Source organism: Pseudomonas sp. CFBP 13727 (assembly GCF_014841915.1).
GTDB lineage: Bacteria > Pseudomonadota > Gammaproteobacteria > Pseudomonadales > Pseudomonadaceae > Aquipseudomonas > Aquipseudomonas baltica.
In genome coordinates this window covers 514,821-538,665 of the sequence record NZ_JACYUT010000001.1, presented here as the reverse complement: position 1 = coordinate 538,665, position 23,845 = coordinate 514,821, and the positions used below count along the sequence as shown (strand labels likewise).

Annotated in this window: 25 protein-coding genes; 10 read left to right on the top strand and 15 right to left on the bottom strand. The window is 61.9% G+C overall.

All coding sequences use genetic code 11. The features are described 5' to 3' along the window. Window positions 1-206 precede the first annotated feature (206 nt). From IFT76_RS02325 to IFT76_RS02310, 4 genes are read right to left on the bottom strand one after another with little or no spacing between them, the layout of a single operon-like run. Window positions 207-617 carry a PPC domain-containing DNA-binding protein gene (locus tag IFT76_RS02325; RefSeq protein WP_122714218.1) on the bottom strand — a complete coding sequence of 137 codons (411 nt, stop codon included), beginning with the start codon at window positions 615-617 and terminating at the stop codon, window positions 207-209. Beyond that, window positions 614-1,165, bottom strand: coding sequence for a hypothetical protein (locus IFT76_RS02320; protein ID WP_122478483.1), 552 nt, complete (start codon window positions 1,163-1,165; stop codon window positions 614-616). The genes IFT76_RS02325 and IFT76_RS02320 overlap by 4 nt, the downstream gene beginning before the upstream one ends. Continuing rightward, window positions 1,165-2,742 (bottom strand): acyl-CoA synthetase, encoded by a 1,578-nt coding sequence (locus tag IFT76_RS02315; protein ID WP_197975689.1) that lies wholly within the window; start codon window positions 2,740-2,742, stop codon window positions 1,165-1,167. Before IFT76_RS02315 ends, IFT76_RS02320 begins: the two co-directional genes overlap by 1 nt. Continuing rightward, the gene (locus IFT76_RS02310; RefSeq protein ID WP_122478481.1) at window positions 2,739-3,908 is read right to left on the bottom strand and encodes an acetyl-CoA acetyltransferase; all 1,170 of its coding nucleotides are present in this window, start codon (window positions 3,906-3,908) and stop codon (window positions 2,739-2,741) included. The genes IFT76_RS02315 and IFT76_RS02310 overlap by 4 nt, the downstream gene beginning before the upstream one ends. A gap of 412 nt (window positions 3,909-4,320) precedes the next feature. On the opposite strand from IFT76_RS02310, the gene IFT76_RS02305 reads away from it, so the two are divergent. Genes IFT76_RS02305 through IFT76_RS02295 form a run of 3 tightly spaced genes read left to right on the top strand, consistent with a single transcriptional unit; the run spans window position 4,321 to window position 8,040 of the window. After that, a complete protein-coding gene (locus IFT76_RS02305; RefSeq protein WP_192057300.1) occupies window positions 4,321-5,352 on the top strand; it encodes a TRAP transporter substrate-binding protein in 1,032 nt (343 codons plus the stop codon). Next, complete coding sequence (locus IFT76_RS02300) at window positions 5,349-7,232, top strand: TRAP transporter large permease (RefSeq protein WP_197975690.1); 1,884 nt, start codon at window positions 5,349-5,351, stop codon at window positions 7,230-7,232. The genes IFT76_RS02305 and IFT76_RS02300 overlap by 4 nt, the downstream gene beginning before the upstream one ends. Window positions 7,233-7,245: 13 nt before the next feature. Further along, the gene (locus IFT76_RS02295) at window positions 7,246-8,040 is read left to right on the top strand and encodes an SDR family NAD(P)-dependent oxidoreductase (protein ID WP_192057299.1); all 795 of its coding nucleotides are present in this window, start codon (window positions 7,246-7,248) and stop codon (window positions 8,038-8,040) included. 152 nt (window positions 8,041-8,192) lie between these two features. Here IFT76_RS02295 and IFT76_RS02290 read toward each other — a convergent pair whose 3' ends face one another. Continuing rightward, window positions 8,193-9,095: a LysR family transcriptional regulator gene (locus tag IFT76_RS02290; RefSeq protein WP_122714213.1), complete on the bottom strand. Its 903-nt coding sequence runs from the start codon at window positions 9,093-9,095 to the stop codon at window positions 8,193-8,195. Between the two features lie 155 nt (window positions 9,096-9,250). Between IFT76_RS02290 and IFT76_RS02285 the strand changes: the two genes are divergently transcribed. Then, on the top strand, window positions 9,251-10,318 hold the full coding sequence (locus IFT76_RS02285) for a sigma-54-dependent Fis family transcriptional regulator (RefSeq protein ID WP_122478473.1): 1,068 nt from the start codon (window positions 9,251-9,253) through the stop codon (window positions 10,316-10,318). 45 nt (window positions 10,319-10,363) lie between these two features. Next, the gene (locus IFT76_RS02280; protein WP_192057298.1) at window positions 10,364-11,131 is read left to right on the top strand and encodes an SDR family NAD(P)-dependent oxidoreductase; all 768 of its coding nucleotides are present in this window, start codon (window positions 10,364-10,366) and stop codon (window positions 11,129-11,131) included. Here the strand turns inward: IFT76_RS02280 and IFT76_RS02275 are convergent. Beyond that, entirely contained in the window at window positions 11,128-12,075 is a 948-nt protein-coding gene (locus IFT76_RS02275) for an AEC family transporter (RefSeq protein ID WP_192057297.1), read from the bottom strand. The two genes, IFT76_RS02280 and IFT76_RS02275, sit on opposite strands and share 4 nt — an antisense overlap. Before the next feature lie 211 nt (window positions 12,076-12,286). Between IFT76_RS02275 and IFT76_RS02270 the strand changes: the two genes are divergently transcribed. Next, window positions 12,287-13,480 carry a sensor domain-containing phosphodiesterase gene (locus IFT76_RS02270; protein WP_122478467.1) on the top strand — a complete coding sequence of 398 codons (1,194 nt, stop codon included), beginning with the start codon at window positions 12,287-12,289 and terminating at the stop codon, window positions 13,478-13,480. 136 nt (window positions 13,481-13,616) lie between these two features. Here the strand turns inward: IFT76_RS02270 and IFT76_RS02265 are convergent, their stop codons facing one another. The 4 genes from IFT76_RS02265 to IFT76_RS02250 all read right to left on the bottom strand — a co-directional run bounded on the left by IFT76_RS02265 (window position 13,617) and on the right by IFT76_RS02250 (window position 19,229). After that, window positions 13,617-15,203: an ABC-F family ATPase gene (locus tag IFT76_RS02265; RefSeq protein WP_122478465.1), complete on the bottom strand. Its 1,587-nt coding sequence runs from the start codon at window positions 15,201-15,203 to the stop codon at window positions 13,617-13,619. A 5-nt stretch (window positions 15,204-15,208) separates the two neighbouring features. Further along, on the bottom strand, window positions 15,209-16,417 hold the full coding sequence (locus IFT76_RS02260) for a tyrosine-type recombinase/integrase (RefSeq protein WP_192057296.1): 1,209 nt from the start codon (window positions 16,415-16,417) through the stop codon (window positions 15,209-15,211). 275 nt (window positions 16,418-16,692) lie between these two features. After that, window positions 16,693-17,022, bottom strand: a complete 330-nt coding sequence (locus tag IFT76_RS02255) for a hypothetical protein (RefSeq protein WP_192057295.1) — start codon at window positions 17,020-17,022, stop codon at window positions 16,693-16,695. Between the two features lie 158 nt (window positions 17,023-17,180). Continuing rightward, window positions 17,181-19,229 carry a DNA cytosine methyltransferase gene (locus IFT76_RS02250; protein WP_192057294.1) on the bottom strand — a complete coding sequence of 683 codons (2,049 nt, stop codon included), beginning with the start codon at window positions 19,227-19,229 and terminating at the stop codon, window positions 17,181-17,183. Between the two features lie 89 nt (window positions 19,230-19,318). Between IFT76_RS02250 and IFT76_RS02245 the strand changes: the two genes are divergently transcribed. The 3 genes from IFT76_RS02245 to IFT76_RS02235 all read left to right on the top strand — a co-directional run bounded on the left by IFT76_RS02245 (window position 19,319) and on the right by IFT76_RS02235 (window position 21,212). Next, a complete protein-coding gene (locus IFT76_RS02245; RefSeq protein ID WP_192057293.1) occupies window positions 19,319-19,894 on the top strand; it encodes a hypothetical protein in 576 nt (191 codons plus the stop codon). Between the two features lie 52 nt (window positions 19,895-19,946). Continuing rightward, window positions 19,947-20,753: a DUF6602 domain-containing protein gene (locus IFT76_RS02240; protein ID WP_342365569.1), complete on the top strand. Its 807-nt coding sequence runs from the start codon at window positions 19,947-19,949 to the stop codon at window positions 20,751-20,753. A gap of 111 nt (window positions 20,754-20,864) precedes the next feature. Further along, the gene (locus IFT76_RS02235) at window positions 20,865-21,212 is read left to right on the top strand and encodes a hypothetical protein (protein WP_192057291.1); all 348 of its coding nucleotides are present in this window, start codon (window positions 20,865-20,867) and stop codon (window positions 21,210-21,212) included. A gap of 228 nt (window positions 21,213-21,440) precedes the next feature. Here the strand turns inward: IFT76_RS02235 and IFT76_RS02230 are convergent, their stop codons facing one another. Next, window positions 21,441-22,001 carry a hypothetical protein gene (locus IFT76_RS02230; RefSeq protein WP_192057290.1) on the bottom strand — a complete coding sequence of 187 codons (561 nt, stop codon included), beginning with the start codon at window positions 21,999-22,001 and terminating at the stop codon, window positions 21,441-21,443. Between the two features lie 107 nt (window positions 22,002-22,108). Between IFT76_RS02230 and IFT76_RS02225 the strand changes: the two genes are divergently transcribed. Further along, window positions 22,109-22,306 (top strand): hypothetical protein, encoded by a 198-nt coding sequence (locus IFT76_RS02225; RefSeq protein WP_192057289.1) that lies wholly within the window; start codon window positions 22,109-22,111, stop codon window positions 22,304-22,306. Here IFT76_RS02225 and IFT76_RS02220 read toward each other — a convergent pair. From IFT76_RS02220 to IFT76_RS02205, 4 genes are all read right to left on the bottom strand, one after another. Further along, complete coding sequence (locus IFT76_RS02220) at window positions 22,303-22,557, bottom strand: LexA family protein (protein ID WP_192057288.1); 255 nt, start codon at window positions 22,555-22,557, stop codon at window positions 22,303-22,305. The two genes, IFT76_RS02225 and IFT76_RS02220, sit on opposite strands and share 4 nt — an antisense overlap. Before the next feature lie 14 nt (window positions 22,558-22,571). Further along, window positions 22,572-22,775 (bottom strand): hypothetical protein, encoded by a 204-nt coding sequence (locus IFT76_RS02215; protein WP_192057287.1) that lies wholly within the window; start codon window positions 22,773-22,775, stop codon window positions 22,572-22,574. Between the two features lie 68 nt (window positions 22,776-22,843). Continuing rightward, entirely contained in the window at window positions 22,844-23,131 is a 288-nt protein-coding gene (locus IFT76_RS02210) for a hypothetical protein (protein ID WP_049859330.1), read from the bottom strand. A gap of 213 nt (window positions 23,132-23,344) precedes the next feature. After that, window positions 23,345-23,725: a helix-turn-helix transcriptional regulator gene (locus IFT76_RS02205; RefSeq protein WP_192057286.1), complete on the bottom strand. Its 381-nt coding sequence runs from the start codon at window positions 23,723-23,725 to the stop codon at window positions 23,345-23,347. Window positions 23,726-23,845: the final 120 nt, after the last annotated feature.

Sequence of the window (23,845 nt, the reverse complement as noted above, 5' to 3'; positions counted from 1 at the left end):
TGGCCGCGAAAGGTTGACGCGGTCGGCCTGATCCACCGCGATAGCTTTTTCGCGGCCGATGACCGCTCCTACGGGGAACCGAAAACCGCGCAGGACCCTGTAGGAGCGGTCCGTGGCCGCGAAAGGTTGACGCGGTAGGCCTGATCCACCGCGATAGCTTCTTCGCGGCCGCTGACCGCTCCTACGTGAGGGCCACGGGGGGGGCGTCAGTCCGGCAGCCACTCCTGCAGGGTCAACTCGACGGTGATGAACGACAGGTTGCGGCCGCGCTCCAGTCGTCCGGCGAAGATGTTGCCGTCGGCGTCCGCAACCACGGCCTGCAGGCGACTCTCGCCGATGACGATCTCGCCACTGATGCTCAGAATCTCCACTCCCGGTCCCGGCACGTTCAGGGTCTTCATGCCGTGTCGGCCCAGATAGCCCAGCTGTGCATCGATCAAGCTGCCCAGCCCGCCACGAATCACGGCCAGTGCGATCCCGTGGCTGGCGCACAGCGCCTCGGCGCTTTCAACGATGTCTTCGTTGGGTTTGAGCCGGGCGACCACGAGTCGGCCCAGGCGGCCGGTCTGGATGCTGGAAGCGGACAGGTCGGGTTCGAGTACGGCGCTGGCGTTCATGAGGCCTCCTGGTCGATCGGGTGCAAGAGATTGAAGTGGGTTTCGGCATCGGGCTGTGCCTGATAGGCGACCTGATCGAACAGGCACAGGCGGATCACCAGGTTTTCGCTGCCCACAATCAGTTTGTCGAGCACTAGATGGCCACCGTGCTGCTGCCCGTCGCGGTCCAGGAACCCGGCGTGGCAATGTAGCAACGGCATGTTCTGCGCATCGCGGCCGACGGTGATGGCGCCGCTGATGAACGTGATGTAGCCGTCCAGTACCACCGGCGCCCCGTAGTCGTAGGGGCGCTCGGCCTTGTCGGTGACCACCATGCGGTGATAGCTCAGGTGCGCCGCGCCGCCACAGAGAATGCGCCCCACCGCGCTGCCGTAGCGGCGCCCGCGCAGGGCTGCCAGCAAGCCTTCGGCGACGTTGCACGCCAGGGGCAACACGATGCGCAACTCTTCACCCTGGGCCACGCTGCGGTCCAGGCGCCGCGGCTGCTGCGCCGGCCCGCCGTGGACGAACACCCGTACGCCGTCGCGCTGTTCGAAATGGGGGTTCATCAGGCTACCTCCTCGCGTTCCTGCAGCAGTGCGCGGATCTGCTTCTTGACGATCTTGCCGTAGCCGGACTTGGGCATGTCGTCCCAACGCACGAAGTGCTTGGGCCATTTGTAGCGAGCCAGGCGCGGCTCCAGATGGGCCAGCAACTGCTCGTCACTGACCGGGCCGGTGGTGACGATCACCGCGCAGCCGCATTCGCCCCATTTCGCGTCCGGCATGCCCAGCACGGCCACTTCGTTGACAGCAGGATGGGTCAGCAGGGCTTCCTCGACCTCGCGCGGGTAGACGTTGGAACCGCCGGAAATGTACATATCCGACGCCCGGCCGGTGATGAACAGGTAGCCGTGCTCGTCGACGTGGCCCAGGTCGCCGGTGTGGAACCAGCCGTGCTTGAAGCAGCTGGCGTTGGCCTCGGGGTTGTTGTAGTAGCCGCTGAACACCGCCGGGCCGCGCACGCAGATCTCGCCGTCCTCGCCGGTCGCCAGTTCCTGGCCCGACTCGTCGAGAATCGCCACTTGCATACCAGTGCGCGGATAGCCGCAACTGCCGACCTTGGCGGCCGGGGAATCCTCGGCATCGTGGCAATCGGCGGGCAGCACGGTGATGTTGCCGGTGACTTCGCCCAGCCCGTAATACTGCACCAGCACCTTGCCCAGCTTGCGCAGGGCGTGGCACTGGTCGGCACGGTACATCGGCGCGCCGGCATAGATCACCTGGCGCAGGCTGCTGTGGTCGTAGCGGTCGACGGCGGGGTCTTCGGTAAGCATCTTGACGATGGTCGGCACGGTGAACAGGTTGTCGACCCGGTGTTCCTGTACCAGGCGCCAGGCTTCGTCGCAGTCCAGTCGATCGCCGGCCGGCAACACGCAGGCGGCGCCGCGTGCGACGTTGACCAGCGCATGGATGCCGGCGCCATGGGACAACGGCGCCAGCACCAGGGAGCGCGAGTGCTGGGTCAGGCTGGGCATCAGGTCGGCGATGTGGTTGTTGATGACGAAGGCCATCTGCCCGTGGGTGAGCACTCCGGCCTTGGGGTGGCCGGTGGTGCCCGAGGTGTAGAAGAACCACAGCGGGTCATGGTAGTTGACGTCGGCGGGGCGGAAAGCGCTGGCGTGCGGCGCGCCTTCGTCCAGCAACTGCCCGTAGCTGAGTTCGCCTTCGCGGGGTTCGCCAAGGGCGATCACATGCACCAGGGCCGGCGACTCGGCGCGCACGGCATCCACGTAGTGAGCCAGGCCGTCGTCGTAGAACATGGCCACCGCGCCGCTGGAACTGCCCAGATAGGCAGCCTCGGGCGGGGTGATGCGCACGTTGGTCGGTACCCATACCGCGCCCAGGCGGAACGCCACCCAGGCGCTCTCGAACAGCGGCAGGTTGTTGCGCGAATGCACCAGCAATTTGTCGCCCTTGCCCAGCCCGCGCGCGCGCAGTGCGGCGGCGACGCTGTCGACCCGCTGCGAGATGCTGCGCCAGGTGTGCACCTGGTCACCGCGGATGAACCCCGGTGCATCCGGGTAGCGGCGGGCAATCTGGTTGAGCAGTTCGCCCAGGTTCATCACATTGTCGATGCCGGTCATTGCACGCGCTCCAGAATGCTCACGTAGTTGGTCACCGCGGCGCCGCCCATGTTGAACACGCCAGCGCGGTCGGCCTTGGCCAGTTGCATGTCGCCGGCCTGGCCGCTGAGCTGCATGGCCGCCATCACGTGCATCGACACGCCGGTAGCGCCGATCGGGTGGCCCTTGGACTTGAGCCCGCCAGACGGATTGATCGGCAGCCGGCCGTCCTTGCGGCTGATGCCCTCGGCAATCACCCGTGCGCCCTGGCCGCGTTCGGCCAGGCCCATGGCTTCGTATTCGAGCAGTTCGGCAATGGTGAAGCAGTCGTGGGTTTCCACCAGCGACAGGTCGGCCAGGCTCAGGCCAGAGGTGCCCAGCGCTTGCTGCCAGGCGCGCGCCGCGCCTTCGAAGAAAGTCGGGTCGCGGCGCGATAGCGGCAGGTAGTCATTGACCTGCACTGCCGCGCGGAAACTCACCGCCTGGCCACGGCCGGGCGCATGGTCGTCGCGACTGATGACCAGGGCGGCGGCGCCGTCGGTGATCAGCGAGCAGTCGGTGCGCTTGAGTGGCCCAGCCACGAACGGGTTCTTTGCCGACGGCTCGCGGCAGAATTCATAGCCCAGGTCGCGACGCATGTGTGCATAGGGGTTCAACGCGCCGTTGGCGTGGTTCTTCGCGGCGATCATCGCCAGCGCGTCCGACTGGTCGCCGTAGCGGTCGAAGTAGGTCTGGGCGATGGTGCCGAACACCCCGGCGAAGCCGCCCTCGATCTGTGCTTCCTCCTTGGCGTAGCAGCACTTGAGCAGGATCTTGCCGACTTCCTCGGTGGGCAGCGTGTTCATCTTCTCGAAGCCCACCACCAGCGCGTGGCGCGACTGGCCGGAGAGCACTGCCTGCAACGCCGAATGGATCGCCGCCGACCCAGTGGAGCAGGCGTTCTCCACGCGCACCGAAGGGGTGAAGCGCAGGGCCGGGATGTGGTTGGCGAGCAGGGCGGAGGGGAAATCCTGATAGAGAAAGCCGGCGTTGAAATGGCCGACGTGGACCGAATCGATCTGTTCGGCGTCAAGCCCGGCATGCTCGAGCGCAGCCACGGCCGCATCGGCCATCATCTGCTCGGGGTCGAGCTGGTCGAATTTGCCGAAGGGGGAGTGGTACCAACCGCTGATGACTGGCGAACCCATGAGGTCTTTCCTCGAATGAAATCTGGATTGATGTTGTTTGCCAAGGTCGATAGCAAGAGCGGTGCCAAGGGCTTGAAACGCCGGCCCGTGGCGGGCTGGCTGTTACCGTGGCGAGGTGTCGTGTCGCCACAGGTGTCGCTTCGTTCGCGGCAGGCGACACCTGCGGGAGACACCTGTTACATCAGGCTGTACGGCGCTTTAGGCGTGAAACGTGCGGATACATTCGAGTCGGTACAGTTTTGTTCAAGAAAAACAGGGGCTTGCTTGCCGGCGGGCGCCCTTGAACACGCTTTTTTCGCCGACGGGGCAGGGGTGGCACCCGATTTGCTTTCTCACCCTGCATCCCCAGCGCCAGCCACGGCAGCCCGGTCATCAAACCGGTCAATAAAAACAAGAAGGTCAGGAGAGCTACATGAGTGATTTCTCGCGCCGCAGTTTCATCAAGACCGCCACCCTCGCATCGGCGGCGGTCGCAGCCACTGGCCTGGGCTTGTACAGCTCGAAAAGCCAGGCGGCGGAGTTCAAGCTCAAGTTCGCCAACAACCTGCCCATGATTCACCCGATGAACGTCCGGGCGCGGGAAATGGCCAAGGCGATCAAGGAAGAGACCGACGGCGCGGTGCAGATCCAGGTGTTCCCCAGCAGCCAGTTGGGCAGCGACACCGACACCCTGGCCCAGGTGCGCTCCGGCGCGGTGGACATGTTCGCCCTGTCGCCGGTGATCCTCGGCACCCTGGTGCCTTCGGTACAGATCAGCGCCGTAGGCTTTGCCTTCAAGGACTACGATCAGGTCTGGAGTGCGATGGACGGCGAGCTCGGCGCCCATGTCCGCGGCGAGATCGCCAAGACCGAGACCCTGTTCGCCTTCGACAAGATCTGGGACAACGGCTTCCGCGTCACCACCACCAGCACCCGTCCGGTGCTCAAGCCCGAAGACCTGGTCGGCATGAAGCTGCGCGTGCCGCCCAGCCCGATCATCATGTCGATCTTCAAGGCGTTCGATGCGGCGCCCACCAGCATCAACTTCGCCGAAGTGTATTCGGCCCTGCAGACCCGCATCGTCGAGGGTCAGGAAAACCCGCTGACGCTGGTGTCGTCGGCCAAGCTCTATGAAGTGCAGAAGTATTGCTCGCTGACCAATCACGTGTGGGACGGCTTCTGGATGCTCGGCAACAGCAAGTCGTTCGCCCGCCTGCCGGCGGACATGCAGGCCGTGGTGCGCAAGCACGTCGATGCCGCGGTCATGAGCCAGCGCGCCGACCTGGCGGCCTTGCAGGGCAGCATCCGCGACACCCTCAAGGAAAAGGGCCTGGAGCTGGCCGACACCGAGCCGCAGGCGTTCCGCGAGAAGCTGCGCAGCGCCAACTACTACGCCGACTGGCACGAGAAGTTCGGTGAAGCGGCCTGGGCCATCCTCGAAAAATACTCCGGGAAGCTGGCATGATGAGCGCCGAGGCGATGCCGGTCGAAAACGCTGCCATGCCCCTGCCGGCCCGGGCGCTCATCTGCCTCAACCGCGGCGCCATGCGCGTGGTCGAGGTGCTTGCCGTAGCCTTGATGCTGGTCGAGACCTGTGTACTGCTGGCCGGCGTGGTCTCGCGCTACGTGTTTCACAACCCGCTGGTGTGGACCGATGAGCTGGCCTCGTCGCTGTTCATCTGGCTGGCGATGTTCGGCGCCGTGCTGGCCCTGGATCGGGGCGAGCACATGCGCATGTCGGCGCTGGTGAACAAGCTGCCACCGGCCTGGCGTGGTTTCAGCGAAACCCTGTCGGCGCTGATCGTGGTGCTGTTCGTGGCCATGATCATCACCCCGGCGATGGTCCACTCCCACGAGCAGATGGCGATCACCACCCCGGCGCTGGGCATCCCCGACGGGGTGCGCGCGGCAGCCTTGCCGGTTGGCGCCATGCTCATGCTGCTGGCAGCGGTGTCACGCATGGCGCGCTACTCCACGCTGCGCCAGTTCGTGGCCGGCGTCGCCGTGGTCGCGGTAGTCGGCGGCACGCTGTGGCTGTCCCAGCCGCTGCTGGCGGAGATCGGCAACTACAACCTGGTGGTGTTCTTCCTGGTGCTGCTGGGCGCCTGCGTGTTCGGTGGCATCCCGATCGCGTTCGCCTTCGGCACCGCGACCATGGCCTATCTGGCGCTGGCCACCCATGCACCTTTGTCCATCGTGGTCGGGCGCATGGACGAGGGCATGTCGCACATGGTCCTGCTCGCCGTGCCGCTGTTCGTCCTGCTGGGGGTGGTGTTGCAGCTGTCGGGCATGGCCCGCACCCTGATCGATTTCATGGCCTCGCTGCTGGGGCATGTGCGCGGTGGCCTGCAATACGTGCTGCTCGGTGCAATGTTCCTGGTGTCGGGAATCTCCGGTTCCAAGGTGGCCGACATGGCCGCGGTAGCGCCGGCGCTGTTCCCGGAAATGAAGAAGCGCGGCTCCGAGCCGGAAGAACTGGCCGCCTTGCTGGCTGCCACCGGTGCCATGACCGAGACCATTCCGCCCAGCCTGGTGCTGATCACCATCGGTGCGGTGTGCAGTGTCTCGATCACCGCGTTGTTCATCGGCGGGCTGATGCCGGCGGTGGTGGCCACCGTGGTCATCGCGATCGTCTGCTGGTGGCGTTCGCGCAAGGAAGCCATGCCCACCGTCAAGCGCGCACCGATGTCGGTGGTCGCCAAGACGTTCATGATCGCCTTGCCGGCCCTGGCGTTGCCGCTGCTGATCCGCGTGGCCGTGCTCGAAGGGGCGGCGACCGCCACCGAGGTGTCGACCATCGGTGTGGCCTACGTGGTGCTGGTGGGGCTGGTGATGCACCTGTTCATGCGCCACATCGAGTTCCGCAAGGTCTATCCGATGATGATCGAGGCTGCGGCACTGTCCGGGGCAATCCTGTTGATCATCGGCATGGCTTCGGCGATGGCCTGGGCCCTGACCCAGTCGGGGTTCTCGGCCAACCTGGTCGACCTGATCAGCGAGATACCGGGCGGGGCGATCGGCTTCATGTTCGTCACCATCGTCACTTTCCTCATCCTGGGCAGCGTGCTCGAAGGCATTCCGGCCATCGTGCTGTTCGGCCCCTTGATGTTCCCGTTGGCCGAAATGCTCGGCATCCACCCGGTGCACTACGCCATGGTGGTGATCCTGGCCATGGGCATCGGTCTGTTCGCGCCGCCGTTGGGGGTGGGTTTCTACGCTGCCTGTGCCATCAGCAAGACGTCGTCCGACCACGTCATCCGGCGTGTCTGGGGGTACTTGGCGGCACTGGTGGTGGCCTTGGTCATCGTTGCCTGTTTCCCGTGGATTTCCATCGGTTTCCTTTAAGAGAGTCCTGGTCATGAGCCAAGCAGTCAGACAGCTTTCAAGCACCACCGGCGTGAAGAGCATTGGCGCAGGTCGGGTAGCTTTCATCACCGGCGCGGCCATGGGCATTGGCGCGGCAATCGCCCAGCGCCTGGGCGAGGACGGCCACCGCGTGGTGGTCGCCGACATCAACCGCGGCGCCGCCGAGGAAATGGTCGCCGGCCTGCGCGCGCAGGGCATCGAAGCCGAGGCGGCGATGATCGACATCGGTGATGCTGCGTCGATCGCCGAAGTGTTCGCGAGCCTGCCGCGCTGCGACGTCCTGGTGAACAATGCCGGCATCGCCAGGACGCAAGCCTTCCTGGACTGCGACCTGGCCGATTGGCAGCGGGTACTCAACATCAATGTGACTGGCGCACTGTTGTGCGGTCAGCACGCGGCACGCTTGATGAAGGCGCAGGGCTGGGGGCGGATCATCAACGTCGCCTCCATCAGCGGCATGCGCGCGAGCGCGGGGCGCACCGCGTACGGCACGTCGAAGGCAGCGGTCATTGGCCTCACCCGGCAAATGGCGATCGAGCTGGCCGAGTACGGGATTACCGTCAACGGCATCGCGCCGGGGCCGGTGGACACGCCGCTGACCCAACGCCTGCACTCGAGTGCCACCCGCGAGTCCTACGCCCGCGCCGTGCCCATGGGTCGTTACGGCACCCCCGCGGAAATGGCCGGCGCGGTGGCCTTCCTGGCATCCGACGATGCTTCCTACATCAGCGGACACGTGATCCCGGTGGACGGCGGCTACATGGCCTCCGGCATCCTCGAAATCTGACTGCCAGGTAAAAGTACAGGGCGGTGTGTCAGGCATACCGCGTCAACCCTTCGCGGCCGCTGACCGCTCCTACGAAGGATTTGCGTAACTGCAAGGCCCCACTGTGGGAGCGGGCTCTGCCCGCGAAAGGGGCGCCGCGATACCTCAGGGGTTCACTGATCCTGCAGCGTCGCCTCTTCCCCGGCGCGCATGGCGCTTTCCACGAACGTGGCGATGCAGGGGTTGTGGTTGTCGGCCTTCCATACCGCGACCACTTCGATCACCGGCGGTGCCACCAGCGGCCGAAAGGTGGTGGTGGTCAAGCGCATGTTGCGCATCGAACGCGGAACGATGGCGATGCCCAGCCCTTCACCCACCAGATTGACGATGGTCTGCTGCATGTTGATTTCCAGCCCCACGTTGGGCGTCACGCCATGCTGCAGGCAATAGTTGACGATCATGTCATGCAGGGCCGGAGCGATGCGTCGCGGCACGATGATGAAAGTCTCTGCAGCCAGATCACGCGGATCGATCAACGGCTGCTCCAGCAACCGATGCCCAGGCGGCAGCACCACCGTCATTTCCTCGCGGTAGATCGTCACCGTTTCCAATCCGCTGCAATCCTGCGGGCGGTACATGATCGCCACATCCTTGTGGCCGCTGCTGATGTCCTGGGCCAGGTCCATGGGCAGGGTTTCCGTCAGTTTCAGATTCACCTGCGGATACTGCGCCGCGTAACGCCGAGTGATCGCGGGCGTCACGCTGTAGGCCGTCGACATCATGAACCCCACCGACAATTCCCCGGCCGCCCCGCGAGCCGCCGCCAGCGCATTGCGCTTGGCCTGCTCGAAAGCCGCAAACACCGTTCCGGTGTCCAGATAGAAACGCTGGCCGGCATCGGTCAATTCCACCTGCCGCCGCGAGCGGTCGAACAGCTTTACCCCCAACTCGTCTTCCAGCAAGGCGATCTGCCGCGACAACGGCGGTTGGGAGATGTGCAGCCGCTCGGCCGCGCGGCCGAAGTGCAGGGTTTCGGCCAGCGCACGAAAGTACTGTAAATGCCTGAGCTCGATCATTGATGCTCGCAAAGGTATCAGTGGGTGCCTGATTATGGATTGGAAAACATAACTCTGCCTGCCGTATTGTGAAATGGCCACAGCGTCGAGGCTTGCGTCACGAGCGCCAGACCTCGAGATAGTCACAAGCTATAGAACAATAAAAGGTGACGCCGATGTCTTCTGTATGCGAACACACCGCACGTGCTTCGACTTCTTCGCCCGCACTTTCTTCGCCCGCCGCGTGCGATTCCGATATTGCCAACGACAGCGACCCGCAGGTTCGCCAGGCCTTTCGTCGCGCCCTGCGCCTGATGGAGCGTGGCATTGCCGTGCTCATCCAGGGCGAAACCGGCACCGGCAAGGAAGTGCTGGCCCGCGCCCTGCACGCCCACAGCCAACGCCATCGGGCGCAGTGCGTCGCGCTCAATTGCGCCTCGATTCCACAAAGCCTGATCGAAAGCGAACTGTTCGGCTACTCGCGCGGCGCCTTCTCCGGCGCGTTGCCCTGCGGCAAGAAAGGCAAGGTCCAGCAGGCCGACGGCGGCACCCTGTTCCTCGATGAGATCGGCGACATGCCGTTCGAACAGCAGACGCGCCTGCTACGGGTGATCGCCGAACGCGAAGTCACACCCTTGGGCGCCGAGCGCAGCGTCAAGGTCGACTTCGCCCTGATCTGCGCGACCCACCAGAACCTCACTGGCCTGGTGCAACAAGGCACGTTTCGCGAAGACCTGTTCTATCGCATCGCCACCGGTGTGGTGCAATTGCCGCCGCTGCGCGAGCGCACCGACCGCGCCGAATTGGTCTGCCGCATGGTGGCCAGCGAATTGCCCGGCTGCGACCCTCGGCAACTCATCGCCTCGGATGTCTGGCCACTGCTGCTCAATCATCCCTGGCCAGGCAACCTGCGGCAGATGCGTGCGGTGATTCGCTACGCCTGTGCCGTGATGGAAGGTACCCGCATCCAGCGCGCCGACCTGCCGGTGGACTTCATCGCCCAGGGCAGTGCGCCCGCCGTGTCGCCTGCCAACGTCACGCCGATCCGTCGTCCGGTGATTCTTGCCGCACCGGTGGACGAGCGCGCCGACGTGCTCGATGTGCTCAACGCCTGCCGCTGGAACATGTCGGCGGCGGCGCGTGCCCTGGGCATCTGTCGACCATCGCTGTATCGCGTCCTGCGCCGCCTGGGCATCCCGCCGCTCAAGGACCAACTGGCCCAGGGCGCCTACCTGCCAGCCTGACGCCAGATCTGTATTGCCTGATCTTCAACCAAGGGAACAACAATAATGAATGCCCCTATCAGTCTTGCCATCACCGGCCAGGTGGCGGTGGTGACCGGTGCCGCGCGCGGTATCGGCCTTGCCATCGCCCAGGCGCTGGGTCAATGCGGTGCCCGGGTGGCAATTGCCGACCTCGACGGCGCGGCCGCGCGCGCCGCTGCCGGGCAGTTGTGCGAACTGGGCATCGACGCTATCGGTGTGGCGGTGGATGTGTCCGACGAAGCCCAGGTGCAAGCGATGGTCGACAGCGTCGAGCAGGCGCTGGGCGGCGTCGACATCCTGGTCAACAATGCCGGGATCGTCTCCACCGGACCGCTGCTGGAAGTCAGCGCCGCCGAATGGAACCGGGTCATGGCCATCGACCTCACCAGCGTGTTCTTCTGCGCCAAGGCCGTGTTGCCGGGCATGATGGCCCGGCGCGCCGGACGCATCATCAATATCGCTTCGGTGGCCGGCAAACGCGGTGGCGGCCTGCTGGGCAACAGCTGCTATGCAGCGGCGAAGGGAGGAGTGATCGCCCTGACCAAGGGCCTGGCCCGTGAAGCCGGGCCGTTCAATATCACCGCCAATGCCATCACGCCGGCGCTGACCGACACCGACATGACCCGCGCCCTGAGCACCGAGGCACGCGCCAAGGTGCTCGCCGACATGCCGCTCGGCCGTGCCGGCTCGCCACGCGACATCGCTGCAGCGGTGTGCTTCCTGGCCAGTGGCGCGGCCAGCTTCGTCACCGGCGAGATCATGGACGTCGACGGCGGCTACATGCGCGACTAGCGCTGCACCCCGGCCGGTATCAAGGCCAGGATCAGCGACACCGTGACCAGCGACAACAGGGTCGAGACCAGGATCGCCCGCGACATGGTGTCGGCCTCACGGCCATACAGCGCAGCCAGCATGAACGGCCCGTTGCCGATGGGCAGGGCGCTTACCAGCAGTGCCGCCCAGGCCCACATCGCCGATATGTCGAACACCCAGAACGCCAACCAGGCGGTCAGCGCCGGCTGCACCAGCAGCTTCATCGCCACCAGCATGGCCAAGGTCTTGCCGTCGGCCTTGTGCGATTTTTCCGCCGCCAGGAACAGACCGATCGACACCAGCGCACAGGGTCCGGCCGCCGCGCCGAGAAACTGGAACAGCTGGCGCACGCCCACCGGCAGCACCAGCCCGCTGTAGGCGACCAGCGAACCCAGCACCGGGGCGACCATGATCGGATTGCGCAGCAGCGATTTGCCGACTTTGAGCAGGGTACGCCCCAGGCGTTTCTCGGTTTGCTGGAAGGTCTCGATCATGATGATGGCGACAGCGAACAGCAGGCAGGCGGTCATCACCGCGCCGATCACCGCCGGGGCGATACCGGGGTCGCCGAACGTCAGCAGGCACAGCGGGATGCCAAGAAACCCGGAGTTCGGATAACCCGCCCCGAGGGCATCGATGGTGGCATCGAGAAAGTGCGCACGGGCCCGCACGCGCAGCCACAGCGTCAACAGAAACACGATGCCCATGCCCAGGCCGAAAGCCACCACATAGCCCATGTCCAGCCCGTGCAGTGTGCCCAGCCGCGCCATGGCCTCGAATAACAGGGCCGGCAAGCCGAGGTAGATCACGAAACGGTTGAGCTCGATCGAGGCATTGGGCCCCAGGACGTTGCGCCGACGGCAGACGAAACCTACCAGAATCAACCCGAACACTGGAAAGGCGACGTTGAAGATTGCGAGCATCGGGTGCTGTGTCCTGTGGACTGTTGGAAGCCCCAGTGTAGCAGCGTCGCCACCCGTGGCACGGCAAGTTGCGCCGGGTCGGCGCAATTGGCCACACCCCAACTCTCGACGCGGACCTACCGTTGGGCAACTCGTCGTTTTTTACTTGAATGCAGGGGGGGAGCTGCATCTACACTGATGGCACTATCACATTAGGAGGCGATAGTGTGTCATGACAGCCAATAACCTGATGGACCTGGTTGCGCTGAAGCCGTTGTCTGCCACCGAGGCAGGCTGTGTGGATCGCGTGTTGCGCGCCATGCGCACGCACTTGGGCATGGATGTAGCGTTCGTTTCTCATTTCCGCCAGACCGACCGCGTGTTCACCCACGTCGACGCGGCGGCGTTGATACCCCTGAGCCCCGGCGATGTGCTGGAGATGAGCGCCGGCTACTGTCGCGGCGTGGTCAGCGGCGAACTGCCCGGGCTTATCCGCGATACCGGTCAATTGCCGGCTGCGATGGCCATACCGCAGACCCCCGGCCTGCCAATCGGTGCGCACATGAGCGTGCCCATTCATTTGAGTGATGGACGCCTGTACGGGACGTTCTGCTGCTTCAGTCACGCACCGGATCCGGGGTTGACCGAACGCGACCTGAAGATGATGAAGGTGTTCGCCGAGCTGATTGCCGAGCGCCTGGAGTCCGACCTGCAAATGGTCCGCGATCATGACGACAAGGCGCTGCGCGTGCTGGACGTGATCCAGTCGCAGCAGCCACGCGTGGTCTATCAACCGATCTACGACCTGCACACCATGCACGTGGCAGGCTGGGAATGCCTGTCGCGCTTCAACGGCCAACCGGCGCGCACCCCGGACGTCTGGTTCAAGGAGGCCGCCGAAGTCGGTTTGGGCAAGGAACTGGAATGCCTGGCCATTGCTGTGGCCCTGGCCGGTCTGGCGCGGCTGGCGCCGGGCACCTACCTGAGCATCAACTGCTCACCCGAGCTGGTGCTCAGCGGACGATTGCTGGGTCTGTTCAAGAATTACCCGGCCGAGCGCCTGGTGCTGGAGATCACCGAGCATGCGGTGGTGCAGGACTATGCGTCGTTGCAAGTGGCCCTGCAGCCGCTGCGGCTGCGGGGTGTGCGCGTGGCCATCGACGATGCCGGCGCCGGCTATGCCAGCATGCGGCACATCCTGCAGCTGCGTCCGGACATCATCAAGCTCGACATGAGCCTGACCCGTGGCATCGACCAGGATTTCCAGCGACGCGCCATGGCGTCGGCGTTGATCGCGTTCGCCCGCGAGACGGGGAGTGTGATCGTTGCCGAAGGCGTGGAAACCGAAGCCGAGTTGGCGCAACTCAAACGCCTGGGCGCCGCCAACGCCCAAGGCTTCCTCCTCGGCCGCCCGCAACCGTTGTAGCAGCGGCGCAAGTCGCGTCGGCGACACATGCGGTGTGTCAGGATAAACGCGATGCCCCCGGACGCGGCTCGCGCCGCTGCTACGGCGATCGCGTGATCCGCGTCCGGGGGTATGTGGGTCGAAATGCGTTGAACCCTTAGAAAACCACGCCCTGGCTGCGCAGGTAATCATCGTACGTGCCGCTGAAATCGATCACGCCATCGGCGCTCAGCTCGATGATGCGGGTGGCCAGCGACGACACGAACTCGCGGTCATGGCTGACGAAAACCAGCGTGCCCGGATAGTTCTCCAGCGCCAGGTTCAGTGCCTCGATCGACTCCATGTCCAGGTGGTTGGTCGGTTCGTCCATGAGCAGCACGTTGGGCTTCTGCAAGGTCAGCTTGCCGAACAGCATGCGCCCCTGTTCACCACCGGAAATCACCTTCACCGACTTGAGAATCTCGTCGTTGGAGAACAGCATCCGGCCCAGGGTGCCACGTACCATCTGCTCGCCCTGGGTCCACTGGCCCATCCAGTCGAACAGGTTCATGTCGTCTTCGAAGTCGTGTGCGTGGTCCTGGGCGTAATAGCCCAGCTCGGCGCTCTCGGTCCACTTCACCGCGCCCGCGTCCGGGGTCAGCTCGCCGACCAGGGTGCGCAGCAGGGTGGTCTTGCCGATCCCGTTCGGGCCGATGATCGCTACACGCTCGCCTGCTTCGACCACGAAGCTGAAGTTCTCGAACAGTGGCTTGCCGTCGAAGCCCTTGGACATCCGCTCGACGGTGACCGCCTGGCGGTGCAGCTTCTTGTTCTGCTCGAAACGAATGAACGGGCTGACGCGGCTCGAGGGCTTGACCTCGGCCAGCTGGATCTTGTCGATCTGCTTGGCCCGCGAGGTGGCCTGCTTGGCCTTGGAGGCGTTCGCCGAGAAGCGCGAAACGAAGGTCTGCAGCTCGGCGATCTGGGCTTTCTTCTTGGCGTTGTCCGACAGCAACTGCTCGCGCGACTGGGTCGCAGCGGTCATGTATTCGTCGTAGTTGCCGGGGAACAGGCGCAACTCGCCGTAGTCCAGGTCGGCCATGTGAGTGCAGACGCTGTTGAGGAAGTGCCGGTCGTGGGAAATGATGATCATGGTGCTGTTACGCGCCGTGAGAATGTTTTCCAGCCAGCGAATGGTGTTGATGTCCAGGTGGTTGGTCGGCTCGTCGAGCAGCAACACTTCCGGATCCGAGAACAACGCCTGCGCCAGCAGCACCCGCAGCTTCCAGCCCGGCGCCACTTCGGTCATCGGGCCGAAATGCTGTTCCAGCGGAATGCCCAGGCCCAGCAACAGCTCGCCGGCACGGGACTCGGCGGTGTAGCCGTCCATTTCGGCGAACTCGGTTTCCAGCTCGGCGACGGCCATGCCGTCTTCCTCGCTCATTTCCGGCAGCGAGTAGATGCGATCACGCTCGGCCTTGACCTTCCACAGCTCCTCGTGGCCCATGATGACCGTGTCGATCACCGTGAAGTGCTCGTAGGCGAACTGGTCCTGGCGCAGCTTGCCCAGGCGCACGTTCGGCTCGAGCATGACCTGCCCGCCCGACGGCTCCAGATCGCCGCCCAGGATCTTCATGAACGTCGACTTGCCACAGCCGTTGGCGCCGATCAGGCCGTAGCGGTTGCCGTTGCCGAATTTCACGGAAACGTTCTCGAACAGCGGCTTGGCGCCAAACTGCATGGTGATGTTAGCTGTGGAGATCAAAGAGCTTACCTATCAATAACTTGGGGAGCGGTGGTTTCAGCTGATACCGATTTGATACCATTTTGGAGCTTTTCCATCTCGCTCCAATCTGAGCTTGAGTTGATCCATCGCGCATACGTTGACAGCAGCATCTGCACACTGTGGCCGAGCTGCTGAGCAATAAAGGCGGGGTTCAAACCGGACATTAAGCATATTGTCGCATAGGTGTGGCGGCAGTTGTATGGCGGCCGGTAGCGAATTCCCAGCGCCAGCAGGGCTGGACGCCACTGCTTGTGGATGTCCGATGTCTGTTTTACGTACTCTCCGTTCTTCGAGGGGGGGAAAACGTAGGGAGTCTCAAGCACCTTACCAACTCCACTTTTCCGACGTTCTGCATAATCTCGCGCGAACTCCAAGGCATGAAGCGCGCGATCGTTCAGCAATACGAACCGATCGCCGCCGGTTTTCGTGCGCTCTTCGATCTCTCCCAAGGCGACTGTCCGACAGACGTGAGCGATCTTTTTGTTGAAATCGATCGCATCCCAGCGCAACGCAAGTGCTTCAGAGAGCCGCAGTCCCGTGAAAAAGACGAACTCGTAGAAGGCTGCGTAGATTGTTCCAGGCCAGTGCCTGTGGGCGTAGAGCTGGGCAATGATCCGGGTCGCCTCGTCTAACGTGAATGGGTCTATCTCTTTGCGGTTGCGCTTTGGCAGTTCGATTGAGTCGGCGGGGTTCTTCGCAAGCAGCCCGTCGGAGACGGCCGACTTCAGCACTGTGGAAAGCTTAGTAAGAGCGTTGCGCTTCACCCCAGGCGAAGCCCAGGCTGTAGAAGTGATGATCGTACGGATCAGGGTAGGGGTGATCAGATCGATCCGGACCAGTGCCAAGCGCGGGACCCAGTATAGGTTCAGTGCCCCTTTGTAATTGTTCCTGGTGCCCGCAGTGATCTCCCGGCTATCCAACCAGAGCTGGGCATATTGGCCGAAGCTGAGCGCGCTTCCGGAGACGGTTGCCGAGCCGGGGAACAGCTCGGCGTATTTGTCGTCATCAAGCAGCCCATGTTTGATGAGGCTGACTACCTGATCGCGAAGCTTGGATGCAGCTGCGATGCCTTTTTGTGTCTGGGGATAGGGGAGCGTTTCACAGCGCCGGACCCCGTTGTAGGTAAAGCGGACACGGAGAGCGTTCCGGAAGACTTCCACCCCTCGGGGCATACCCACTGACTTTCCAGCCATTCTTCGTATCTCCTGATGCTGTAGATGATTCGGCTGCCTTGCTTGATCCACACTCCCATGGGGATCTGGCGGCGTGCACGCCTGGCCCGCAACGCATATACGGTGGTGCCCAGCAGGTCCGCCATTTTCTCTTCTGATACCTTGTCCATTTCGTGGACAACGGCCACCTCGCGCTCTGCGCTCATGTTTTGGTACCTCTCCAATTGAATTTCGGCCCGCACTCGGGCAGTCGGCGCCCATAGTTGAAGGCATGCCGCGCTTGGCGGTAGCAGGGGTTAATCGATCTGGTAATAGACGTAGCAGTTGACGCCCTGAGCTTGCAGCGATTTGTGCATGGCCTGGACGCCGGCATAGCGACGATTCCCCTGGCCCCTAAATGGCGTATCAAGGTGAAGCGCTCGTCCGTGCCAGCGGCTGGGCGCAGAGAGATAGCCAGGCAAGCCGTGTTTTGCGATTGTGGATTCACGCACCCGGCGCATCGGGATCACAACGCGATCAATATTTGCGCTACCGCCATCGTCTGGCTGAGCGTTAGCGGCCTCGACGCCTGCGGCCACGGCTATCCGGATCTTTTCGGGCAGCCCTTCGAGTTCATCTTTTGTCATGGCATAGCTCCGCCCGCTGATCACCGGCAGGCTGCATAGATGGGAGGGAAGGGGTTACTTGGCGATGACGTCGGCGCTTGCGATGTAGCGGCCGAGGATCATGCCCAGAGGAAGTTGCAGGCAGAGCCACACGATGAAGCACTGGGCAATGATGACGGTCATGCTGCTACCGCCTCCCGCGCCGCGGCGCGCCATGGATCGTTTGCTCGAGCAAGTGCGGCCATTGGCGGTGGGCTGACGCTGTTGCCGCACATGTGCACCTGCTCTGTCTTCGTGAACTTCCGTCCGTCGGCACCCTTGTCGATAATGTAGTCAGCCGGGAAGCCCTGGGCGCGGTACAGCTCATGCGGCTGCAGCATGCGCAGGCAGATGTCGACGATCACATAGGGGGTGCCTTTGACCATGACGGTTACCAGCGCAAGCCGATCCTTGGTCGTGATCGTCGGCGCCGGGTTGCTGCAGCCGCTGACGTTCTCTGTGCCGTAATAGCTAATCAGGAACGCCGCAACGCGCAGCGCGCCTTCTTCATGCTCGGGCGACAGCTTCAGCTCCACCAGCGAGCTCTTGCCGCCACCGTCTGCCGTGATTGTCGGTGCGGGTTCGTCGATAGCCTGGCCGACGCTGGCGCCGAACTGGCGCTCCATGAAGGCTGTTACCAGTTCGTGATGGGTACCGCCGGCGCTGATCGTGTGCAGCGGGTCGGCGGTGTCCCGCGCATCGCAATTGCCGCGCAGGTGCACCAGGTTGGCGGTGACCAGCTGCTGCTGGCTGCCGGTATTGGTGACCGTGGTCATCGGCTCGTCCATTGGCTTGGCATCGGTGGTGTTGAATCCACCGTTCATTTGGGCCATGACTGCCGTGCACACGCCCATGGCGTGCGCGGCGCCGGCCGTGCGCTGGTAGTTGCCGCCGCTGGTGATGGTTGGCAGAGGCTCATCGAGCGCCTTGCGGGCATCATCAAATCGGAACTTCACCAGGTTTGCGGCAGCGATCGCGGTGTCGGCCTTGGCCGTGATTGTGTAGGCCAGCTCGTTCCCAGGGCGGGGCTCAGTCTGCCCGGCGCGCCCGCCGACGCCTACCATCAGCGGACTGATCAGCGTCAGCTCACCGCGGTTGGCGCATGTAACTGTCGGCAGCGGCTCCCCCAGGTCGTTAACCCGGTCGCTACCCTGATGCGTGGCCGGCGCGATGATAGGACTGGCCATGGCGAATGATCCGCCGCGTGGCCACGACGTTACAGTGCGCAGCGGTTCATGGGCAGACTGGGCAAGCTCGCCCGACCAGTTCGCGATCGGCACGATGAATGGGCTGGGGCTGTCGATCACGAACTTCTTCATGCCCTTGGCAACCCGGCGAAGCGTGGCCGGGGCCAAATCCTTCTTGCGGCCGAAGATGCTTTTGCTCGGCACCGACCAATCGATGCAGTCTGCGGCGGTGCGCCACTTCAGCTGGCCCTTGGCGGGCTTGCGAGCGTGCGTTGGCTTTGGCCACACGATGGGCTGGCCATCGCACCGGGCAATCATGAACAGCCGTTCGCGGCTGGTAGGTGCGCCGAAGTCGCAGGCCTTGATGACCCGCCACTCGACGGCGTAGCCCACGCCTTCCAGCAGTGCGACGAACTGGCGCCAGGTAGTGCCGCGGCGTTTGGGGTCGGGCACTAGGAACTGTTGGTGTACCGGCACAACTTCGCCCGGAGCGGCGACCTGGCCGCCCAACTTCATCACCCGGCCGGTGACCTTCTCGCGCTTGGCGATCAGCGGGCCCCACTGCAGGATCTGCTTCACGTTCTCCAGGCTGATGACACGCGGGCGCTTCTTGCCGGCCCACTTCAAACCGATCCACGAAAGGTTGCGGATCTCGCGCTTACGCGGCTGGCCACCAGCGGCCTGGCTGTGATGCGTGCAGTCAGGGCTCATGTGGAACCAGCCCACGGCGCGGCCGCCGCATTCCCCGTCTGGATCACCCTCGAACACGTCGGTGGCATAGTGCCGTGCAGCCGGGTGGTTGGCGGTGTGCATGCTGATCGCTGCCGGGTTGTGGTTCTTGGCCACGGTCACTGCTCGGCCCAGCCCCATTTCCAATCCGGTACCGGCGCCGCCTCCGCCGCAGAAGAAATCCACCACAATCTCGTCATCTTGCGGATCGAAGCCAAGGCCGTATTGGATTTTGAAATCGAGAAGGTGTTTTTTCTTTTGATGCGCAGACATGTGAGATCCTCGCCAGTGGCGTGATTTGTGGAAGTAGGGTATTTGTGTAACGATTTAACCAAGTGCGCCGCTGAAACAGGGAGATTAAGATGTCGAATGCATGGGAGGTGGCATCGGCGATTGGGACGCTTGGTGCGGTTATCGTTGCTTTGGGTATCCCAGTGGTCTCGGCGTGGAAGGGTAAGCAAGTTCACCGGCAGAAAGCAGACCTGATTGCTTCGCGATTAATTGAGCCAGTCAAAGCTCTCGAAGAGGGACTGAGATCTGAGATGGTCAGCTACACCTTCTACAACGATGCCGAGCATTCATCCGATCAAAGCCATGCTGCGCGTATAGTGCGGATTGGCTCGCTAGCAAACTCAATAAATGTCGACGTGCTGCAGGACCTGTTCATCCTCCCTAACGGATGCGCCGGACGGTTAGCAATCGCGCTCGGAATCATCGATGTTCTAACGCGTGATGTAGAGGTGGTCATGTCTCAAGGGAAGTGGCCCAAACTGATCGAAATGCAACGTTTATTCCTAGTAAGCCAATGGAGGGAGCAAGCAAGCAATTGCGCTGACTACTTAGCTGTCGTTAGACGAGAGCTACAGAAAGCAGCAGATCGCATAGCAAAGATGCCTTCTCCTGAAGAGATTTATGACAATAACCATAAATACCAATAGCTCTGATAGTTAGGTCTAGGAATGGCCTGCATGAGTTACGGTTTTGTCTATAGTGCTCAAAGATTTATGCAGCTTCGGAGGAAAAACGATGCGGACAAAATATTTTGATTATATTATTGATAAGGTTGCCGCAGCTAAGCGCGAAGCGGATATACTTGCGCACGGTTTAGAACATCACGGTTTAGCTGGGCAAATAAGGGAGATCGCGCTTAGAAACTGTATTTCGCCCTTTTTGACTCATAGCTTTAACTGCGGTAGTGGGAAAGTCATAGATACTTTTCGTCAGATTACTGATCAGTTGGATTTGGTGGTTTATCAAAAGAAAGCAGCGCCGCCTATAATGTTCGCGCCTGAGCTCGGGCTTTTTCCAGTTGAATGTGTACGTTATGTTTTTGAAGTAAAGTCGACATTGAATGCCACTGAAATAAAAGACTCTTTGAAAAAATTCGAGTCTGTGAAGAAACTTCGCTCCTACCCTAGGGTGGTTGATGGCGTAGAATACTTTGGCCACTTGCCTGCAACTGTTCTGTTTGCATTCTCTTCCGATATTTCCGGTTCGGAGATAGATCGCTATCTTAAATACGACCCAAGTGATTACCCAAGTGCAACTGTATTGTGCGTTCTCGGGAAGGGATACTGGCACTGGAATGACGGCTGGCACGGTGTAGCGAATTCGGGAAGCCTGCCACCGATGACTGAGTTTGCAGCTTTCATAACCGGGTTCATGAATACATTAGCTGCCGAGGAGACCTCAATGAGACCGTTTTCACCTGGCACCTATGTAAATCCTGATAGTCTGTTCGAAGGCGCTGAGGATGCGTTGGAATACCGGCCCAAAAGTCTCGACCGATCAAAGTGATAAAATTATAGTCCTACCGTCTGATTTAGGGTTTAGTCGCTAGGTGGTAATTTACTATTAAATCAACTTCTGCAGGTCTGATTCGACTGTGAACATTTCGTGAGGTGCGGCTTGGAAGCTTGGATTGCAGGTTTGATAGGAGCATTGGCAGGCTCGGCAAGTTCACTGGCCGGAATTTGGATTCAGAATAGGTATCAACACCGTAGAGAGATGACGAAAATTGTTATGGAGTCAGCGATGAGGGATCGTAACGATCTGATTGAGCTGGCTTTCAAAACTGGCAAGGGCGGCCCCGTCCCTCCTGTAGTATTGTTTGTTCATTACCACTCCGAGCTGTTCAGGCTAATGGCTAAAGGCAGTTTGACAAAAGATGCGTTGCGAAAACTTCACGATGAGAATAAGGAGATGGGTGTGCTGATCAATGATATGGATATACAGCGTCGTAAAGAAGTTATTTGAGTCTGCGTACGCTTCACCAAGCTTGTGAGTAGCGTTAAAATCTTAGAGGAAACTTTAAAGTTATTTAGTCTATTGGTAGGTTTTAACTAATTATTATAATTGTTAATCTGATCTAAAACCTGTCAGAGGCCGCTGTTACGGCAGTTTGCGGAGTGAAAGCCCAGCATCGGGTCCAAAGCCCCTGGAACTGCATGCAGGGGTTTCAACGCTCCGAATCTTGGGCGAGATTTAGGCAGCTTCGCACTTTTGGAGTACTGCCTGTCGCGCCGCTTCAAGTTCACTGGAAAGAATTTCAACTGCACCCTCAGCCTGTGAACCGTCGGCCTTGAGCTGGAAGCCGAGGTGCAGATAGACTACGCCTTCATGTTGGAAGAAGACGCCACCGGACAGCCACACGCTGCCCCAGTCGATGCCGATCGCCTTCCATACGTCATCCTTGCTGATACTGTCGGGGCAATGCTCTTTCCACAGAGCTTGCAGCCTTTCGTGCTCGACCTTGTAAGCTGCTCGCGCTTCCTTGGTGGCGCCTTTCCCCGGCTTCGCAGCGCTGCGCAAAGCGCGGTAACCGTAGTCATCTGGTCGGCGCCAGTGCACGTCCAGGTCCTGGCTGGCGCTGATCTTCACGCCGCCGACGTAGCTGTCGTTGCCAGAATGCATGGGCGAGCCGGGGCCGCCGAAGACGTTCTTCAAATTCTCGCGCTTGGCATCGAACTCGGCCCGCTTTTCGTCCCAGGCTTGGATCGAGGCCAACACGGCCGGGGCGGTGGTCTTGTAGAAGTAGCTGCTCATGGCAATCTCCATTGCAGGCGCCGCCCGCCGTGATCGGTGGTGGCAATTTGGTTTGGGTTGAGGTATTACGGTTGATCCGGCGCTAGGACCGGTTTTAGGAGCAGTAAATGGGGCGCTCAAGCAAACCTGACGAACTCAAAAACCCGCGCAGGGTTATGGCTGGAAAGATGGCATACGAGCGTAAAAAGTCCGCTCAGGACGCGGCCGACAAGGAATTTCTCGAGCAGATCGGCGTCTGCGCGATGGTTATTGGATTAGCCATATTTTTAATCGTTTTGATCATCGCGAGTGTGATGCGGAGTTAACCCCATCTCCCGCATCCTGCTGAATCATCAGCCCGCTCTACCGGACGTATGCTGCGCGCGATACCCGGCGTCTTGGTGATCAGCTTGAACTTGACCAAGGCGCCCAGGCGCTCAGCAATACAGTTCTGGCGCACGCTGGCGAGTTCGGCAAGGTCAGCCAGGGTAGGCGAGTAACCGTGCTTTGCAATGTACTGACGGATGTGCTCGAGCGTTTCGAGCTGGGGTTTGGTGGGTTTTTTACTTGCGGGCATAGGTTCCTCGTTGTTCAGCTAGCCCAGCGGGTGCGGTACTTCACGATGTCCCGAGCAGTGGAAACACCGCAGCCGTACTTGGCCGCCAGATATTCGTAACCACCAACGCCCGCTTCGTACTCGGCGCGCATGGCGGATACTTGTTCAGTAGTGAGCTTTGCCCGCTGGTGGCTGGCGCCGCAGCGATGGTTCGTGTGGTTTCGAGTGATCTTTTGCATACAGTCGCCCGTCAGTAAATCCAGCCAGGCCAGGCGTCGCCGCCGGCTTAGCGTCTTGGCGAAACACTTCAGGATTCGAACCCGGAGCCATCGATCAGCGCTTTGGCGTCAGCGCGCGATTCCATCTCCTGAGCGAAGTTGCTCGCTTCCTTCCAAGTGTCCCGCTCGCCAACTACCTGGCCGGTCGAGCGCTCCGTGACTTGGAAGGCGCCTGGGCCCTTGCCCACGATCTGATAGCGAATCTGCTGCACTGGTGAGCGTCTCCCGATGCGGGTGAAGAGGTCGACGGTGGCGGTGTTCATTCGAGCGCGCACGGCCTCAAGGACGGTTACGCGCTGATGCATCAAAGGGTGCATGTCTTTCTCCTTGTCTGAAGGCATTGGTCAGGAGCCTGGGGCAGGGTGCTGGCTCATATCGACGGCCAAAGAAAAGCCCGGACATGCCGGGCTTTGTGCTCAAGTGGTACCACCCTACGAGAGCGGTGCGTGCTGCCCTGGGCGGGCGCTGGTTTATGGCTTCATGGCTCAACCCTCCATCCGTAGGCCGCTATGGATAGGCAGCGGCACCTTTCAAGCGCAGTATTGGAAAGCCTCGGTCTTGCGCATCACACGTACTTCGGCTGTACGGCGGTCCGGGGCGCGGCGGTCGCGGCGCATTGAATGATCATCAGCCACCGCGTGCATGGTGATGAGCGCGGCGAGCAGGATGCACACCGGCGAGATGATCTGGCGCTTCATTGCCTCGGCCACCAGCGCGGCCCGGCGGTGCACGCCGAGCTTGAACATGGCCACGTCCAGGCGCTTCTTCACGGTGCCCGGCGAGATGCCGAACACCTTGGCGATTTCCTTGGCCGTCATACCAGCAGCGACGGACATGCAGTACTGCAGCTCTTTGGGCGCCAGGCCTCGTCCGAGGTGGCCTTTCCATTCGCCGCTGATGATGGTTTCCATGATGATTCCTCAGACTTGGTAACTCGTTCGATTTCCCGTCTGGCCCTGCTTCCAAGGCCAGCCAGTGAAATCCGTCTCTTGTAAAGAACTTGGTTCCAGTCGATCCCTCGCGGGGCTGGG

Excerpts from the sequence above, each read along its gene's own strand:
- IFT76_RS02325 (WP_122714218.1), bottom strand. The coding sequence starts at position 617 with ATGAACGCCAGCGCCGTACTCGAACCCGACCTGTCCGCTTCCAGCATC.
- IFT76_RS02320 (WP_122478483.1), bottom strand. The coding sequence starts at position 1,165 with ATGAACCCCCATTTCGAACAGCGCGACGGCGTACGGGTGTTCGTCCAC.
- IFT76_RS02315 (WP_197975689.1), bottom strand. The coding sequence starts at position 2,742 with ATGACCGGCATCGACAATGTGATGAACCTGGGCGAACTGCTCAACCAG.
- IFT76_RS02310 (WP_122478481.1), bottom strand. The coding sequence starts at position 3,908 with ATGGGTTCGCCAGTCATCAGCGGTTGGTACCACTCCCCCTTCGGCAAA.
- IFT76_RS02305 (WP_192057300.1), top strand. The coding sequence starts at position 4,321 with ATGAGTGATTTCTCGCGCCGCAGTTTCATCAAGACCGCCACCCTCGCA.
- IFT76_RS02300 (WP_197975690.1), top strand. The coding sequence starts at position 5,349 with ATGATGAGCGCCGAGGCGATGCCGGTCGAAAACGCTGCCATGCCCCTG.
- IFT76_RS02295 (WP_192057299.1), top strand. The coding sequence starts at position 7,246 with ATGAGCCAAGCAGTCAGACAGCTTTCAAGCACCACCGGCGTGAAGAGC.
- IFT76_RS02290 (WP_122714213.1), bottom strand. The coding sequence starts at position 9,095 with ATGATCGAGCTCAGGCATTTACAGTACTTTCGTGCGCTGGCCGAAACC.
- IFT76_RS02285 (WP_122478473.1), top strand. The coding sequence starts at position 9,251 with ATGTCTTCTGTATGCGAACACACCGCACGTGCTTCGACTTCTTCGCCC.
- IFT76_RS02280 (WP_192057298.1), top strand. The coding sequence starts at position 10,364 with ATGAATGCCCCTATCAGTCTTGCCATCACCGGCCAGGTGGCGGTGGTG.
- IFT76_RS02275 (WP_192057297.1), bottom strand. The coding sequence starts at position 12,075 with ATGCTCGCAATCTTCAACGTCGCCTTTCCAGTGTTCGGGTTGATTCTG.
- IFT76_RS02270 (WP_122478467.1), top strand. The coding sequence starts at position 12,287 with ATGACAGCCAATAACCTGATGGACCTGGTTGCGCTGAAGCCGTTGTCT.
- IFT76_RS02260 (WP_192057296.1), bottom strand. The coding sequence starts at position 16,417 with ATGGCTGGAAAGTCAGTGGGTATGCCCCGAGGGGTGGAAGTCTTCCGG.
- IFT76_RS02255 (WP_192057295.1), bottom strand. The coding sequence starts at position 17,022 with ATGACAAAAGATGAACTCGAAGGGCTGCCCGAAAAGATCCGGATAGCC.
- IFT76_RS02250 (WP_192057294.1), bottom strand. The coding sequence starts at position 19,229 with ATGTCTGCGCATCAAAAGAAAAAACACCTTCTCGATTTCAAAATCCAA.
- IFT76_RS02245 (WP_192057293.1), top strand. The coding sequence starts at position 19,319 with ATGTCGAATGCATGGGAGGTGGCATCGGCGATTGGGACGCTTGGTGCG.
- IFT76_RS02230 (WP_192057290.1), bottom strand. The coding sequence starts at position 22,001 with ATGAGCAGCTACTTCTACAAGACCACCGCCCCGGCCGTGTTGGCCTCG.
- IFT76_RS02225 (WP_192057289.1), top strand. The coding sequence starts at position 22,109 with ATGGGGCGCTCAAGCAAACCTGACGAACTCAAAAACCCGCGCAGGGTT.
- IFT76_RS02220 (WP_192057288.1), bottom strand. The coding sequence starts at position 22,557 with ATGCCCGCAAGTAAAAAACCCACCAAACCCCAGCTCGAAACGCTCGAG.
- IFT76_RS02215 (WP_192057287.1), bottom strand. The coding sequence starts at position 22,775 with ATGCAAAAGATCACTCGAAACCACACGAACCATCGCTGCGGCGCCAGC.
- IFT76_RS02210 (WP_049859330.1), bottom strand. The coding sequence starts at position 23,131 with ATGCACCCTTTGATGCATCAGCGCGTAACCGTCCTTGAGGCCGTGCGC.
- IFT76_RS02205 (WP_192057286.1), bottom strand. The coding sequence starts at position 23,725 with ATGGAAACCATCATCAGCGGCGAATGGAAAGGCCACCTCGGACGAGGC.